Annotated in this window: 14 protein-coding genes; 10 read left to right on the plus strand and 4 right to left on the minus strand. The window is 67.8% G+C overall.

Annotated elements, in window-relative coordinates:
* Positions 1 to 150: 150 nt before the first annotated feature.
* Genes pgsA through ACSJJU_RS01055 form a run of 3 tightly spaced genes read left to right on the plus strand, consistent with a single transcriptional unit; the run spans position 151 to position 1,446 of the window.
* Positions 151 to 699, plus strand: coding sequence for a CDP-diacylglycerol--glycerol-3-phosphate 3-phosphatidyltransferase (pgsA, locus tag ACSJJU_RS01045; RefSeq protein ID WP_435914351.1), 549 nt, complete (start codon positions 151 to 153; stop codon positions 697 to 699).
* A 26-nt stretch (positions 700 to 725) separates the two neighbouring features.
* Positions 726 to 977, plus strand: coding sequence for a molybdopterin converting factor subunit 1 (gene moaD / locus ACSJJU_RS01050; RefSeq protein ID WP_435913279.1), 252 nt, complete (start codon positions 726 to 728; stop codon positions 975 to 977).
* A gap of 7 nt (positions 978 to 984) precedes the next feature.
* Positions 985 to 1,446: a molybdenum cofactor biosynthesis protein MoaE gene (locus tag ACSJJU_RS01055; RefSeq protein ID WP_435913280.1), complete on the plus strand. Its 462-nt coding sequence runs from the start codon at positions 985 to 987 to the stop codon at positions 1,444 to 1,446.
* An 85-nt stretch (positions 1,447 to 1,531) separates the two neighbouring features.
* On the opposite strand, the gene ACSJJU_RS01060 is transcribed toward ACSJJU_RS01055, so the two are convergent.
* Genes ACSJJU_RS01060 through pdxH form a run of 3 tightly spaced genes read right to left on the minus strand, consistent with a single transcriptional unit; the run spans position 1,532 to position 3,906 of the window.
* On the minus strand, positions 1,532 to 2,335 hold the full coding sequence (locus tag ACSJJU_RS01060; protein ID WP_435913281.1) for a PhzF family phenazine biosynthesis protein: 804 nt from the start codon (positions 2,333 to 2,335) through the stop codon (positions 1,532 to 1,534).
* Positions 2,332 to 3,270 (minus strand): cation diffusion facilitator family transporter, encoded by a 939-nt coding sequence (locus ACSJJU_RS01065; RefSeq protein WP_435913282.1) that lies wholly within the window; start codon positions 3,268 to 3,270, stop codon positions 2,332 to 2,334. The genes ACSJJU_RS01060 and ACSJJU_RS01065 overlap by 4 nt, the downstream gene beginning before the upstream one ends.
* Before the next feature lie 45 nt (positions 3,271 to 3,315).
* Entirely contained in the window at positions 3,316 to 3,906 is a 591-nt protein-coding gene (gene pdxH, locus ACSJJU_RS01070) for a pyridoxamine 5'-phosphate oxidase (protein ID WP_435913283.1), read from the minus strand.
* A gap of 71 nt (positions 3,907 to 3,977) precedes the next feature.
* On the opposite strand from pdxH, the gene ACSJJU_RS01075 reads away from it, so the two are divergent.
* The 7 genes from ACSJJU_RS01075 (at position 3,978) to uvrA (ending at position 12,856) form a co-directional block, all read left to right on the plus strand.
* Positions 3,978 to 4,451: an RT0821/Lpp0805 family surface protein gene (locus tag ACSJJU_RS01075; RefSeq protein WP_435913284.1), complete on the plus strand. Its 474-nt coding sequence runs from the start codon at positions 3,978 to 3,980 to the stop codon at positions 4,449 to 4,451.
* A gap of 150 nt (positions 4,452 to 4,601) precedes the next feature.
* On the plus strand, positions 4,602 to 5,579 hold the full coding sequence (locus ACSJJU_RS01080) for a DnaJ C-terminal domain-containing protein (RefSeq protein WP_435913285.1): 978 nt from the start codon (positions 4,602 to 4,604) through the stop codon (positions 5,577 to 5,579).
* A gap of 25 nt (positions 5,580 to 5,604) precedes the next feature.
* Positions 5,605 to 6,486 (plus strand): YihY/virulence factor BrkB family protein, encoded by an 882-nt coding sequence (locus ACSJJU_RS01085; RefSeq protein WP_435913286.1) that lies wholly within the window; start codon positions 5,605 to 5,607, stop codon positions 6,484 to 6,486.
* A gap of 65 nt (positions 6,487 to 6,551) precedes the next feature.
* Positions 6,552 to 7,355, plus strand: coding sequence for an enoyl-ACP reductase FabI (fabI, locus tag ACSJJU_RS01090; protein WP_435913287.1), 804 nt, complete (start codon positions 6,552 to 6,554; stop codon positions 7,353 to 7,355).
* 244 nt (positions 7,356 to 7,599) lie between these two features.
* Positions 7,600 to 8,688 carry a chorismate synthase gene (aroC, locus tag ACSJJU_RS01095; protein ID WP_435913288.1) on the plus strand — a complete coding sequence of 363 codons (1,089 nt, stop codon included), beginning with the start codon at positions 7,600 to 7,602 and terminating at the stop codon, positions 8,686 to 8,688.
* Positions 8,689 to 8,853: 165 nt separating this feature from the next.
* Positions 8,854 to 9,651, plus strand: coding sequence for an NUDIX hydrolase (locus tag ACSJJU_RS01100; RefSeq protein WP_435913289.1), 798 nt, complete (start codon positions 8,854 to 8,856; stop codon positions 9,649 to 9,651).
* A 244-nt stretch (positions 9,652 to 9,895) separates the two neighbouring features.
* Complete coding sequence (gene uvrA / locus ACSJJU_RS01105; RefSeq protein WP_435913290.1) at positions 9,896 to 12,856, plus strand: excinuclease ABC subunit UvrA; 2,961 nt, start codon at positions 9,896 to 9,898, stop codon at positions 12,854 to 12,856.
* Between the two features lie 434 nt (positions 12,857 to 13,290).
* Here uvrA and ACSJJU_RS01110 read toward each other — a convergent pair whose 3' ends face one another.
* Entirely contained in the window at positions 13,291 to 14,562 is a 1,272-nt protein-coding gene (locus tag ACSJJU_RS01110; RefSeq protein WP_435913291.1) for an MFS transporter, read from the minus strand.
* Between the last annotated feature and the right edge of the window lie 72 nt (positions 14,563 to 14,634).

A 14,634-nucleotide genomic window follows, 5' to 3' on the forward strand; every position in this document is an offset into this window, starting at 1 on the left:
ATTATCTCCCCACCCCCCGCCCATCGGGACCGGGGGGACGGCCAGCCGTGATCTTTTTTCCGCAACCCGGCACGGCTTCATGCATTTCTGCCAGGTCAGCCCGACTGATGGTTGAGATGCGCTGCCGACTCGCCTAATGTGCGCCCGATGCTGACAAACCTGCCAAATCTTCTTACTCTGAGCCGGATACTGGCCGTGCCTCTGCTTGTCTTCATGCTGTGGGGGCCGACCTGGATCGGATCACTGCTGGCCTTTGTGACCTTCTGCGTGGCCGGAATCACCGACTATTTCGACGGCTACCTCGCCCGCGCGCATGGCACGGTCTCTAAGCTCGGCCAGTTCCTCGACCCCATCGCGGACAAGATCATGGTGGCGGCGGTCATCGTCATGCTCATCGCGGAGCGGACGATCAGCGGCCTCAACGTGCTGGCGGGCATCATCATTCTTCTGCGGGAAATCGCGGTGTCGGGCCTGCGCGAGTTTCTGGCGGGCGCGTCCGTTTCCGTGCCGGTGAGCCGCCTTGCCAAGTGGAAAACCGCCTTCCAGATGATCGCTCTCGGCGCGCTCATCCTCGAGGGTGCGGTCGGCAACCTGCTGCCTGCGCGCGAAGTCGGCCTTGTCTGCCTGTGGCTCGCCGCCGTGATGACCCTGATCACCGGTTACGACTACCTGCGGGTCGGCCTCAAGCACATGACCTGAGGGCTGTGCCCTGCCGGGGGATTCGGATGAAGCTGCTCTACTTCTCCTGGGTGCGGGAGCGGATCGGCCGCGACGAGGAAGATCTGGCGCTCCCCGCAGGCGTTGCGACGGTCGGCGCGCTGCTCGACTGGCTTGCCACGCGCGGGCCCGGCTACGCCGCCGCGCTGGCGGACCGCCGCGCCATTCGGGTCGCGGTCAATCAGGACTACGCCGACGAGTCCCACCCCCTCGCCCCGCACGACGAGGTTGCCCTCTTTCCGCCGGTCACCGGGGGCTGAGCGGCGCATGATCGAGGTGCGCATCCAGCCCCACGACTTCGACGTGGCCGCCGAGATCGACCGGCTGCGGGCCGGACGCACGGACATCGGCGCGCTTGTCACCTTCACCGGCCTTGTGCGCGACATGGCGGGCGGTCAGCCCATCGCCGCCATGACGCTGGAGCATTACCCGGCCATGGCCCTGCGCCAGCTGGAGACGATCGCCCGCGAGGCCGAAGGCCGCTGGCCCCTCCTCGGCGGGACCATCATCCACCGCCACGGCCGCCTGGCGCCGGGCGACCAGATCGTGCTCGTCGCCATCGCCTCCGCCCACCGCCACGCGGCGTTCGAGGCCGCCATGTTCCTGATGGACTGGCTCAAGACCAAGGCCCCGTTCTGGAAGAAGGAGGAAGGCGGCGACGGCGCCCGCTGGGTCGCCGCCCGGGCCGAGGACGATGCCGCCGCCGGACGATGGTTACGGGAGACGTGAACGCTCTGGCAGAGGATCGCGGACCCTCTGCACGCCCTTCGGTTTCGGGACGCGCCTGACCGGTCCCCTAGCGCACGCAAAGGCCCTAGATCACAAACTCTCCCCGGATCACTTCCACGCACTGGCCGGTGATTTCCACCCGCGCGCCATCAAGGCGGCACCACAGGTCGCCGCCGCGTGCGGAGATCTGGCGGGCGAACAGCGCGTCCTTGCCCAGCCGCCCGGCCCAGTAGGGGATGAGCAGGCAGTGGGCCGAGCCGGTCACCGGGTCCTCGTCAACGCCCAGCCCCGGCGCGAAGAAGCGGGAGACGAAGTCCACCTCCCCCTCGCCCGGCGCCGTGGCGATGATGCCGAAGCCGTCGAAGGCCTGGCGCAGCGCGGCGATGTCCGGCCGCAATGCGGCTACGGCCGCCGCGTTCGGGTAGACGAGGAGATGCATGTTGCCGAAGGTGAGCCACGCGTCCGGCGCCGCACCCATGGCGGCGGCCAGCGTCGCGTCCGGCGGCATGGGCGCCGGCGCACGGGCGGGGAAGTCGAGGCTCAGCCGGTCGCCTGTGCGGGTCACGGTGAGCGGCCCGGCCCGCTCGGTCGAGAAGCGCACCCGGTCGCGCCCCGGCTCCAGGGTGGTCAGGATCACGAAGGCGGCGGCCAGCGTGGCGTGGCCGCACAGCTCCACCTCCATGGCCGGGGTGAACCAGCGCAGGTGATAGTCCGCCGCGCCGCCCGGCGTTCTGACGAAAAAGGCGGTCTCGGACAGATTGTTCTCGGTGGCGATGGCCTGCATCGTCCCGGCCGGGAGCCAGTCCTCCAGCGGCATCACCGCCGCCGGATTGCCCGCAAACGGCCGGTTGGCGAAGGCGTCGATCTGGTAGAAGGGCAGCTTCCTCATGGGCGCAGGTCTTTCTGGTCGGGAGCGGGATCGGGAATGAACTCCATGCCCCGTTCATTTTCCTCAACATGTCCTTCCGGGTCCACATGAATGAGGATGTCCGCCCGGGGGAATCCCTCCCGCACCCGCGCCTCCACTTCGTCCGCCACCCGGTGCGCCGCTTCCAGCGTCATGCCCGGGTGGACCCAGATGTGGAACTGGATGAAGTCGTCGATGCCGCTGCTGCGGGTGCGCAGCTCGTGCACGCCCCGCACCTCCGGGTGAGAGCCCGCCAGCTGGAGCACCAGCGCCCGCCGCTCCGGCTGCCATTCCTTGTCCATCAGCATGTCGACGGCATGGCGCGCGCTGCTGATCGCCCCCCAGGCGAGGTAGAGGGCGATGAACACGCCGAAGGCGGCGTCCGCGCCGGTGAGGCCAAGACCGGCCTCCAGCCCCAGCGCCGCGATGACCGAGGTGTTGAGCAGCAGGTCGCTCTGGTAGTGGAGCATGTCCGTGCCGATGGCGATGGAGCCCGTCCGCCGCACCACCGAGCGCTGGTAGAGCACCAGCGCCAGCGTCGCCGCGATCGCGAAGACGGAGACGCCCACCCCCACCAGCGGCGCGCTCACCGGCTCCGGGTTCAGGAGGCGCACCACCGCCCGCCAGCCGATGCCGACGGCGGAGGTGAGGATGATGCCGGTCTGCACCAGGGCGGCGATGGCCTCCGCCTTGCCGTGGCCGAAGCGATGGTTGTCGTCCGCCGGGGTCGAGGCGATGTGCACCGCCAGCAGCGTGATGAGCGAGGCCAGCAGGTCGAGCGCCGAATCCGCCAGCGAGCCGAGCATGGCGACCGAACCGGTCGCAATGGTCGCCGCCACCTTCGCGCCGGTGAGCAGGATCGCCAGCCCCACCGAGGCCATGGCGGCCCGGTGCCGCAGGTCCGCAGGTTCGCTCATGCCCAAGCCTTCCTCAGAGGGACTTTCCGGCCCGTTGCCGTGCGATCAGGGATAGAGCCAGGTCCAGGACCAGCCCTTCTCCGTGCGCACGAAAAAGCGCCGCTCGTGCAGCCGGAACTGCCGGTCCTCCCAGAACTCGATGCGCTCCGGCACCACCCGGAAGCCGGACCAGAACGGCGGACGCGGCACCGCGCCCAGCCCGAAGCGCGCTGCTTCCTTCGCGATGCGGCCAAGGAAGGTGGCCCGGCTGTCCAGCGGGCGCGACTGGCTCGACGCCCATGCGCCGATCTGGGAGTCGCGCGGGCGGGAGGCGAAGTAGGCGTCCGCCTCTTCCGCCGTCACCGGCTCGGCCCTGCCCTCGATCCGCACCTGCCGGCGCAGGGACTTCCAGTGGAACAGCAGGGCGACGTTCGGGTTCGCCGTGATCTCCCGTCCCTTGCGGCTCTCGAGGTTGGTGTAGAACACAAAGCCCGACTCGTCCCAGGCCTTGAGCAGGACCATCCGCACCGAGGGACGCCCCTCCGGGTCCACGGTCGCCACCGCCATGGCGTTGGGATCGTTCGGCTCCTTCTCCTGCGCCTCGGCGAACCAGTCCCGGAAAATCTCGAAGGGTTCTGCGTGGGGAGTCTCGGCCATGACGTTTCCTGTCTGATCCCTAATCCTGCCCTTGGGCGTTTACCCCTTTGTGAGTTGAGGGAGCAACGACCATGAAGAGACTTTTCCTGATCGCATGCGTTCCGCTCGCCCTGTCTGCGTGCGAAAACGCGGATCGAGAGCGCATCGGCACCATCGGCGGCGCGGCCGTGGGCGCGGTGGCGGGCAAGGCCATCGGCGGCAGCGGCACCAGCGGCACCATCGGCCTGATCGTCGGCGCCATCGCGGGCGGCTACCTGGGCGGCGAGATCGGCCAGGCGCTCGACCGGCGCGACCAGCAGGAGCTGTCCAACGTCACCCAGCAGGCGCTGAACGAGGGCGCGGTGGGCCAGTCCTACGCCTGGTCGAACCCGCAGACCGGCAACCGCGGCACGGTCTCGCCCACCAGCACCGCCTACGCCACCGCCGAAGGCCAGCAATGCCGCGACTTCACCACCTCGGTGACGCTGCGGGAAGGCCGCGCAGCCAGCAGCTCGGGCACCGCGTGCAAACAGGCGGACGGCAGCTGGCGCGTGACGCGCGGATAGACGGGCGGAACCGGGCCGGAGGGCGGACCTTCGCGTAAGTGCCCCGGCGGGCTGGAAGATTTCGCCGGCCGCCCTTCACAACGGCGCGCCGAATGCTTACCTTGAGAGCTCGGCGTTGCATTAATGCAACAGCATGACGAGGAAGCATCGGTGGCTAGAGATCCGTACAGCGTGCTCGGGGTGGCGCGCGGCAGCAGTGATGACGAGATCAAGAAAGCCTATCGCAAGCTGGCGAAGGAACTCCACCCCGATCGGAATGCAGACAATCCCAAGGCAGCCGAACGGTTCAAGGAGGTCTCGGCCGCCTATGCGATTCTGGGCGACCCGGACAAGCGCGCCAAGTACGACCGGGGCGAGATCGGCCCCGACGGCGCGGCGCGGTCGCCGTTCGAGCAGGCCTGGCAGAGCCGGGGCGGCTCCGGCTCGGCGGGCGGCGGCTTCGCCTTTGAAGGCGACCCCATGGACATCTTCGCCCAGTTCTTCGGCGGCGGCGGGCGTCGGCGCGCGGGCGGCGGGGCCGGTTTCGGCGGCTTTGGCGGCGGCGGCTTCGGCGGCGGCGGCGGCTTCGGGGGTGCGGAGGCGCGCACCGCGCCCCGTCCCAAGGGCCGCAACTACGAGTACCGGCTCGACATTCCCTTCGAGGCGGCCGCGCGGCTGGAGCCCCAGCGGCTGACACTGCGCACCGGCAAGACCCTCCAGATCAAGCTTCCCCCCGGCTTCGTCGAGGGGCAGCAGCTGCGCCTGGCGGGCCAGGGCGACCCCGGCCCGGGCGGCGCGGGCGATGCGCTCGTGACCCTGCATATCCTGCCCCACGCGCTGTTCACGCGGGAGGGCGACAACGTGATCCTCGACCTGCCGCTGCGCCTCGACGAGGCGGTGCTGGGCGCGAAGGTGAAGGTGCCGACGGTGGACGGCGCGGTGATGCTGAGCGTGCCGGCGGGCTCCACCTCCGGCAAGATGCTGCGCCTGCGCGGCAAGGGCTTCACCCGCAAGGACGGCACCCGGGGCGACCAGCTGGTGCGCGTGCTGATCGATGTGGGCGAGCCCGACGCGGAGTTGAAGCGTTTTGCCGAAACCTGGGCAGCGGGCAAGCGGCGCAATCCCCGCAGTGCCTGGGGCTTGTCCTGAGAAGCCCCCTGGCGCGGAAGGGCCTATGACCAAGTGGCGAGAACTGGCGGCAGCCGTGCTTGACTCTCCGGCCGGGCGGGTTGTCAGCAAGACCTTCAACGGCTTCTTCGACGACAACGGCGGCATTCTCGCCGGCAGCCTCGCTTACCTCAGCCTGTTGACGCTGTTTCCCTTCTTCATCTTCTGCGTCAGCCTTGCCGGGTTCTTCGGCCGCACCGACGAAGGGTTGCGGGCCGTCCAGACGCTGATCAACTCGGTGCCGGCGGAAGTGGCGGATGTGCTGGTCGCCCCCATCAATCAGGTGCTGGCGGGCTCCACCAAGCGCGGCCTGCTCACCTTCGGCGCGATCGTCGCGGTCTGGACCGCCGCCAATTTCATCGAGACCGTCCGCGTCGTGGTGCTGCTGGCCTATGACCAGACTTCGTCCCGCTCGCTCTGGTACAAGCGGCTCCAGTCCGCGCTGCTGGTCATCGCCTCGGCGCTGGTGCTGTTTTCGTCGGTGATCGCGCAGTTTGTCCTCAACACCACCAGAAAAATGGTGGAAGTCTACCTGCCCTGGCTCTCCGGCATCACCGACTTCATGCAGATCGTTGGCTCCGGCGTCGCGCCGGCCATTCTCGTGTTCGGCCTGTACGGCATCTTCCGGGCGCTCACCCCGCGCGAGGTGCTGCCCGCGCGCCATTGGCCGGGCGCGCTGCTCACCGCCGTCATCTGGATCGCCGCCACCCAGCTGCTGCCGAAGGCGCTCGGCATGATGGGCTCGTACAATGTGACCTACGGCAGCCTTGCAGGGATCATCATCACCCTTCTGTTCTTTTATGTCCTGGGTATTGGCCTGGTGCTCGGTGCCCAGCTGAATGCGGCATTGCGGCTCGAGACGCTGCGGAAGGCAGAAACGCTCAGTTGACCGCCGCTTGCCCGCCATGCCATTGACGCGGCAACGTCCGAACTTGAAAACGGAGACACACGACAATGACAGGTCTGATGGCAGGCAAGCGTGGCCTGATCATGGGCGTCGCCAATGATCGCTCCCTGGCTTGGGGTATCACCAAGGCCCTGGCCGACCAGGGTGCCGAGCTGGCCTTCAGCTACCAGGGCGAGGCCCTTGAGCGCCGCGTGCGTCCGCTCGCGGAATCGGTTGGCTCGGATTTCCTCATTTCCTGCGACGTGTCCGACATGGCCTCCATCGACGCTACCTTCGACGCGATCAAGGAGCGCTGGGGCACGCTGGACTTCGTGGTCCACGCCATCGGCTATTCCAACAAGGAAGAGCTGCGCGGCCGCTTCGTTGACACCACGCTCGACAACTTCCTGCTGACCATGAACATCAGCGTCTATTCCTTCACCGCCGTTGCCAAGCGGGCGGAGGAGCTGATGCCCAATGGCGGCTCGCTGCTCACCCTCTCCTACTACGGCGCCGAAAAGGTCGTGCCGCACTACAACGTGATGGGCGTCGCCAAGGCCGCGCTGGAGACCAGCGTGAAGTATCTGGCCATGGACATGGGGCCGAAGAAGATCCGCGTGAACGCCATCTCCGCCGGTCCGATCAAGACGCTGGCCGCCTCCGGCATCGGCGACTTCCGCTACATCCTGAAGTGGAACGAGCTCAACTCGCCGCTGCGCCGCAATGTCACCATCGAGGACGTGGGCGGGGCCGGCCTCTACCTGCTCTCCGACCTGGCCGCAGGCGTGACCGGCGAAATCCACCACGTCGACGCCGGCTACAACATCATCGGCATGAAGGCCGAGGACGCACCGGACATCGCCCTGTCGTAACGGCGCTTTGTTGGCTTGTTGCAGGAGGGTCCATAACCCTCCTGCACCTCCCTTTCGTTTGTCGGGCCGCACGCTTCATGAAGGTTGCGGCCCTTTCCTGAAGTCAGGGCAACAGGGCCGCGTTTCCGGAGCGCACTGGAAACACGGCCGTAAAACGAATGGGGTGCAGGGGTCCGAGACCCCTGCAAAAAAAGAAAGTAAACTGCTCGCAGGGCACTACGCTGCAACGGATGGAAGATCAGGCATGAGTTGGAACAGCTTCGGTCATGTGTTTCGCTTCACCACGTGGGGCGAAAGCCACGGTCCCGCCCTGGGCGTGGTGGTGGACGGCTGCCCTCCGGGCCTGCCGCTGACCGAAGCCGACATCCAGCCCTTCCTCGACAAGCGCCGCCCCGGCCAGAACCGCTTCACCACCCAGCGGCAGGAGCCGGATCAGGTGCGCATCCTCTCCGGCGTGTTCGAGGGGCGTACCACCGGCACGCCGATCAGCCTGATGATCGAGAATGTGGACCAGCGGTCGAAGGATTACGGCAACATCGCCGAGGCCTACCGCCCCGGCCACGCCGACTGGGCCTATGACACCAAGTACGGCTTCCGCGACTATCGCGGCGGCGGCCGCTCGTCCGCCCGCGAGACGGCGGCCCGCGTCGCTGCCGGGGCCGTCGCCCGCAAGGTGCTGGGCGAGAGCGTGCGCATCCGCGGTTACCTCGTCGAGCTGGGCGGCGACGCCATCGACCGCGCCAACTTCAACGATGCCGCCATCGACGAGAACCCCTTCTTCTGCCCCGACCCGGACGCTGCAAAGCGCTGGGAAGCGATGGTGGACGCCGCCCGCAAGTCGGGCTCGTCGCTGGGCGCGGTGGTGGAGGTGGTGGCCTCGGGCGTGCCCGCCGGGCTCGGCGCGCCGGTCTATGCCAAGCTGGATTCGGACCTGGCCTGCGCCATGATGACCATCAATGCGGTCAAGGGCGTCGAGATCGGCGACGGCTTCGGCGCTGCCCGCCTGCGCGGCGAGGAGAACGCCGACGCCATGCGCCTCGGGCCGGACGGCAAGCCCCGGTTCCTCAGCAACCATGCGGGCGGCATCCTCGGCGGCATCTCGACGGGGCAGGACGTGGTGGTCCGCATGGCGATCAAGCCCACTTCCTCCATCCTGACGCCCGTGCCCACCATCACCCGCAGCGGCACGGAAACCGAAGTCGTCACCAAGGGCCGCCACGACCCCTGCGTCGGCATCCGCGCCGCACCGGTGGCCGAGGCCATGATGGCGCTGGTGCTGGCCGATCACCTGCTGCTCGACCGCGCCCAGTGCGGGGCTGTCCCGCGCGCGTAACCGCATACCCCGGCGCTCTTGCCTTGCCGTTCAGGCCTTTCCCCGTCCGGGGAGAGGCCGACTTGCCCCTGCGACAAATGCCAGTCCCGCGCGGCTGTGCTGGCGTTCTGCGGCAAATGGGTCCATTCCTTGAATATCCCGGTTGCTGTTGCCACTATTCGCGTCATGAGTCAGCCTGTCCGCCCCGTCCCCGCCGCCACCCTTCTCCTGATCCGCGATACACCGGAAGGCCTTGAGGTCTTCATGGTCGTGCGCAACCGCTCCATCGGCTTCGCCTCGGGCGCGCTGGTATTTCCGGGCGGCAAGGTGGACACGCAGGACAGTGCCCTCCTGCACACCGATCTGGCGGAAGGCTTCGATGGTCTCGACCCGTTCGAGGCGGCGTGCCGCGTCGCCGCGCTGCGCGAGGCCTACGAGGAAGCGGGCGTGCTGCTTGCCCACCGGGCCAGCGACGGCGCGCTGATCCCGGGCAAGGCGCTGGAAGCGCTCAGCCACAACCGCGCACCCATCGCCTCGGGTGCCCTGCCGTTTGCCGATTTCCTCCGCGACCAGCAGCTGCGGCTGGCGGCGGAACGCGCCGTGCCGGTTGCCCGCTGGATCACGCCGCCGGAGTCGCCCAAGCGCTTCGATACCCTGTTCTACGTCGCCGCCGCGCCGCAGGACCAGACGGCCGCCCACGACGGCGGCGAGTCGGTGGACTCGGTCTGGCTTCGCCCGGCGCAGGCCATTGCCGAGGGCGAGGCCGGCAAGTGGCTCATCATCGTCCCCACCCGCTTCAGCCTGGAGTGGCTCGCCCAGTACCGCACCGTCGCGGAGGTGATGGCGGCTGCGCGCACCCGCGCGGTCCGGCCCATCACCGGCCGGGTCGAGGTGCGGGACGGCGTCGAGATGTTCTGCGTGGACGAGGACGCGGGCTACCCCCGCTCCGCCATTCCCATGATGGAACTGAACCGGGGCTTCTGACACGGCAGCGCCGCGCGCAGGCGATCCGAAGCGGGCCACGGAGCGCCGCACCCTGCCGCCCTTGCCGCCCCGGCTCGCTTGACTTTTCCCGGGGGGCGCGGTTTTCCGGAAGCCCGCCATCCGACAGCCTTCCCTGCCGGTCTCCTGAGGGGCGCAGCATTGGCGTCACGCGGCAACTCATCCCCTTCGGGGCCCTTCGTCTGACCCCTTGAGTTCGACGAACAAATATGGAACAAGCACAACCATGTTGACCCATATTTCGATCCGTGGCGCACGCGAGCACAACCTCAAGTCCGTCGATGTTGATATCCCGCGCGACAAGCTGGTGGTCATCACCGGCCTGTCCGGTTCCGGCAAGTCGTCCCTGGCGTTCGACACCATCTACGCCGAGGGCCAGCGGCGCTATGTGGAGTCCCTTTCCGCCTACGCCCGCCAGTTCCTCGACATGATGCAGAAGCCGGATGTGGACCACATCGAGGGTCTGTCGCCGGCCATCTCCATCGAGCAGAAGACCACCTCGAAGAACCCGCGCTCCACGGTCGGCACGGTCACCGAGATCTACGACTACATGCGCCTCCTCTGGGCGCGCGTGGGCGTGCCCTACTCGCCCGCCACCGGCCTGCCCATCGAGGCGCAGACGGTCAGCCAGATGGTGGACCGCATCCTGGCGCTGCCGGAGGGCACCCGCTTCTACCTGCTGGCCCCCATCGTGCGCGGCCGCAAGGGCGAGTACCGCAAGGAGATGCTGGAGCTGCGCAAGCAGGGCTTCCAGCGCCTGAAGGTCGACGGCGAGTTCTACGACATCGACGATGTTCCGGCGCTCGACAAGAAGTTCAAGCACGACATCGACGTGGTGGTGGACCGCATCGTGGTGAAGGAGGGCATCGCTACCCGCCTCGCCGACTCGCTGGAGACCGCCCTCAAGCTGGCAGACGGCCTCGCCGTTGCCGAGATGGCGGGCAAGACCGACGAGAACGGCGAGCCGGAGCGCATCGTCTTCTCCGAGAAGTTCGCCTGCCCGGTCTCCGGCTTCACCATCCCCGAGATCGAGCCGCGGCTGTTCTCGTTCAACAACCCGCACGGCGCCTGCCCCGCCTGCGACGGCCTTGGCGAGAAGCTCTACTTCGACGCCGATCTCGCCGTGCCCAACCCGGAGCTGAGCATCGCGGGCGGTGCGATCCTGCCGTGGGCCAAGTCCAACCCGCCCTCGCCCTATTACATGCAGGTGCTGGAGAGCCTGGCCGACTACTTCGGCTTCTCGACGGACACGCCCTGGAAGGACCTGCCGAAGAAGGTCCGCGACATCATCCTGTACGGCACGGGCGGCGAGGCTGTACCGCTGGTGTTCCAGGACGGCCGCAAGCGCTATCAGGTGATGAAGCCGTTCGAGGGCGTGCTCAACAATCTGGAGCGCCGCTGGCGCGACACGGACTCCCAGTGGATGCGCGAGGAGCTGTCCCGCTTCCAGGCGTCCGCGCCGTGCGAAGCGTGCAACGGCGCGCGCCTCAAGCCCGAGGCGCTGGCGGTCAAGGTGGGCGGCAAGACCATCTCCGAGGTCACGGAGATGTCGGTGGCCGAAGCGGCGGTCTGGTTTGCGGACCTGAAGGCGCAACTCTCCCCCAAGCAGATGACCATCGCCGAGAAGGTGCTGAAGGAAATCGGCGACCGCCTCGGCTTCCTCAACAACGTGGGGCTGGATTACCTCAACCTCTCCCGCGCTTCCGGCACCCTGTCGGGCGGCGAGAGCCAGCGCATCCGCCTCGCCAGCCAGATCGGCTCCGGGCTTACCGGCGTGCTCTACGTGCTGGACGAGCCCTCAATCGGCCTTCACCAGCGCGACAACGACCGCCTGCTGGAGACGCTGAAGCGCCTGCGCGACCTCGGCAACACCGTGCTCGTCGTCGAGCATGACGAGGACGCCATCCGCACCGCCGACCACGTGATCGACATGGGGCCGGGCGCGGGCGTGCATGGCGGCGAGATCATCGCCGAAGGCACGCCACAGGACATCATGGCCTCGGAGAAGAGCCTCACCGGCGCCTACCTCTCCGGCCGCCGCATGGTACCGCTGCCCGAGGCACGCCGCCCCGGCAACGGCAAGTTCGTCACCATCCACGGCGCGCGGGCGAACAACCTCAAGAACGTCACCGCGTCCATTCCGCTCGGCACCCTCACCTGCATCACCGGCGTCTCCGGCTCGGGCAAGTCGACTCTCACGCTCGACACCCTGTTCAACGCCGCAACCCGCAAGCTGAACGGCAGCCGCGTGATCCCCGGCGCGCACGACGCGCTCGAAGGGCTGGAGCATCTGGACAAGGTCATCGACATCGACCAGTCCCCCATCGGCCGCACGCCGCGCTCCAACCCCGCCACCTACACCGGCGCGTTCACGCCCATCCGCGAGTGGTTCGCGGGGCTGCCGGAATCCCAAGCGCGCGGCTACAAGGCCGGCCGCTTCTCCTTCAACGTGAAGGGCGGCCGCTGCGAGGCCTGCCAGGGCGATGGCGTCCTCAAGATCGAGATGCACTTCCTGCCGGACGTGTACGTCACCTGCGATACCTGCAACGGCCAGCGCTACAACCGCGAGACGCTGGAGGTGAAGTTCAAGGGCAAGTCCATCGCCGACGTGCTGGAGATGACCGTGGAGGACGGCGTGGAGTTCTTCTCCGCCGTGCCGCCGATCCGCGACAAGCTGGCCATGCTCAAGGAAGTGGGCCTCGGCTACGTGAAGATCGGCCAGCAGGCGACCACCCTCTCCGGCGGCGAGGCGCAGCGCGTCAAGCTGGCGAAGGAGCTCTCCCGCCGCGCCACCGGCAACACCCTCTACATCCTCGACGAGCCCACCACCGGGCTCCACTTCGAGGACGTGCGCAAGCTGCTGGAGGTGCTGCACGCGCTGGTGGACCAGGGCAACACGGTCGTCGTCATCGAGCACAACCTGGAGGTCATCAAGACCGCCGACTGGATCATCGACCTTGGCCCCGAGGGCGGCTCGCGCGGCGGCGAGATCGTCGCCACCGGCACGCCGGAGGCTGTGGCCGCCAATCCGCGCAGCTACACCGGCCATTACCTGAAGCCGCTGCTCAAGCCGGTGGCGGCCGCCAGGCCCCCGAAGGCCGCCAACAACGACACGCTTGAGGCTGCCGAGGCTGCCGAACCCGCCCCGCGCCGCAGACCGGGCCGTCCGCGCAAGGCCGCCGGATAAGCCGGGCACCCATTGCCACGCCGGGCGTTAGACCATGAAGTGACTTACTCCCGATCGGCTGTTCTGGTATTCATATCCCCGGCCATGAATGAGGCGTAACGATTCACCTCACGACCTGCACAAGGAAAAAGCCCGGACGTTGCCGCGTCCGGGCTTTCTCTTTGGTGGATCCGGTGCCTCAGCGCCGAACCCGATTGCCCTACCCTATTTCGGGCGGGTCGCCTCCACGATCCGGAGAACCAGGAGCGCAAAGGCAATCATCAGCGTAGGGTCGCTGATGACAACGGCCATGAATGGATGGTGCGTAACGATCACCTCCTTCCGACGGCGGGATTACGCCGCCGCGGGATCGCAGCGGCGCGGCCGTCGGAGGGCAGTCTAGCAGTCAAACACCCCAGCTTCTTTATTAAATTACAATAATTTCAATAACTTAATTACCGCCTGCCATTCCCCAGCCCCCGCTCCAGATCACTGGCGGAGGAGGACAGAACGGGCGACGTGGCGGCAAAGTCGTACCCCACCTTGATGTCCTCCGAGGGCGCCTCGCGGATGCGCATGCGCCAGACCACGTAGCCGATCAGCACCACCTGCACGAGGGCATTGAACCAGTAGAGCCCCTGCCCGCCCATCAGGTCGATGAACCCGGCGGAGACCGGCGCGCCGATGGCCGAGCCCGCCGCATTGACCATGAGCAGCGCCGAGGACGCCTCGACAATGTCCTCCTTCGGCGTGAAGTCGAACACGTGGGCGGCGGCCACCGCATAGGCGGGCAGCGTCACCGCGCCGAAGAAGAAGGCCGCCCAGTGCGCGTAGGACGAGCCCAGCGTCTGAATGACAACGAGACCGACAAGAGCGGACAGGCCGCAGATGATGATGAGCAGCACGCGCCGCTCCATCCGGTCCGAAATCTTGCCGAGCGGCGCCTGCGCCAGCGCCCCGCCGATCACCGCCGCGCTCATGAACCAGGCGGCGTAGCCGACCGACCCGCCGCCTGCCGACCGCGCCACCACCGGCGTCAAGGTCCAGAACGCCCCGTGTGCCATGCCGATGAGGAAGCAGCCCACAAATCCGGCAGGCGAGAGCTGGAACAGGTAGCGCGGCCGCAGCCGCACCTGCATCATGGGCGCGGGCTGGGCGGAGCGCGTCAGGGCAATCGGCACCGCCGCGAACGACACCAGAATGGACGAGATCGCCAGCGCCTCGAAGCGGGACGGCTCGAAGCCGGTGGCGATCATCTGGCCGATGGTCATCACGGTCAGGTTGATGCCGACGTAGGTGGACATGACCACGCCCCGGTTGGTGTTGTCGGCGTAGTCGTGCAGCCAGCTCTCCAGCACCAGCGAAATGCCGGCAAAGCACAGGCCGGTGAGGAAGCGGCACAGGATCCAGATGATCGGGTCGCGCACGATGGCGTGGAGCAGCACCACTGCCGAGGCGACGGCAACGAGCGCGGCGAAGGTGCGGATGTGCCCCGCCATCTGCACGATGCGCGGGTCGAACAGGCACCCCACCACGAACCCGGCGAAGTAGCCCGTGCCGAGAAGGCCGATGGTGATGTTGGAGAACTGGAGAATTTCGGCCCGGATGGGCAGCGCCAGCACCTGCACGCCGCTGCCCATGATGAGAAAGGCCGTTGCCATCAGCAGGGCCGAGATCGGCAGAATGACCGCGCGATACCCCGGCCTCGGTGACTGCTGTTCCGCCATCGGACGCCTCCTTGCGAACCTGCGCTGCAACAGACCTTTATGGTGAAACACCGTGACGCTGGCCGGGGTCCA

The organism is Pedomonas sp. V897 (assembly GCF_051304405.1).
Lineage (GTDB): Bacteria > Pseudomonadota > Alphaproteobacteria > Sphingomonadales > Sphingomonadaceae > Pedomonas.

What these genes read in the sequence shown, in the direction of transcription:
- moaD (WP_435913279.1), top strand. Translation starts at nt 726, where the DNA reads ATGAAGCTGCTCTACTTCTCCTGGGTGCGGGAGCGGATCGGCCGCGAC.
- ACSJJU_RS01055 (WP_435913280.1), top strand. Translation starts at nt 985, where the DNA reads ATGATCGAGGTGCGCATCCAGCCCCACGACTTCGACGTGGCCGCCGAG.
- ACSJJU_RS01060 (WP_435913281.1), bottom strand. Translation starts at nt 2,335, where the DNA reads ATGAGGAAGCTGCCCTTCTACCAGATCGACGCCTTCGCCAACCGGCCG.
- ACSJJU_RS01065 (WP_435913282.1), bottom strand. Translation starts at nt 3,270, where the DNA reads ATGAGCGAACCTGCGGACCTGCGGCACCGGGCCGCCATGGCCTCGGTG.
- pdxH (WP_435913283.1), bottom strand. Translation starts at nt 3,906, where the DNA reads ATGGCCGAGACTCCCCACGCAGAACCCTTCGAGATTTTCCGGGACTGG.
- ACSJJU_RS01075 (WP_435913284.1), top strand. Translation starts at nt 3,978, where the DNA reads ATGAAGAGACTTTTCCTGATCGCATGCGTTCCGCTCGCCCTGTCTGCG.
- ACSJJU_RS01085 (WP_435913286.1), top strand. Translation starts at nt 5,605, where the DNA reads ATGACCAAGTGGCGAGAACTGGCGGCAGCCGTGCTTGACTCTCCGGCC.
- fabI (WP_435913287.1), top strand. Translation starts at nt 6,552, where the DNA reads ATGACAGGTCTGATGGCAGGCAAGCGTGGCCTGATCATGGGCGTCGCC.
- aroC (WP_435913288.1), top strand. Translation starts at nt 7,600, where the DNA reads ATGAGTTGGAACAGCTTCGGTCATGTGTTTCGCTTCACCACGTGGGGC.
- ACSJJU_RS01100 (WP_435913289.1), top strand. Translation starts at nt 8,854, where the DNA reads ATGAGTCAGCCTGTCCGCCCCGTCCCCGCCGCCACCCTTCTCCTGATC.
- uvrA (WP_435913290.1), top strand. Translation starts at nt 9,896, where the DNA reads ATGTTGACCCATATTTCGATCCGTGGCGCACGCGAGCACAACCTCAAG.
- ACSJJU_RS01110 (WP_435913291.1), bottom strand. Translation starts at nt 14,562, where the DNA reads ATGGCGGAACAGCAGTCACCGAGGCCGGGGTATCGCGCGGTCATTCTG.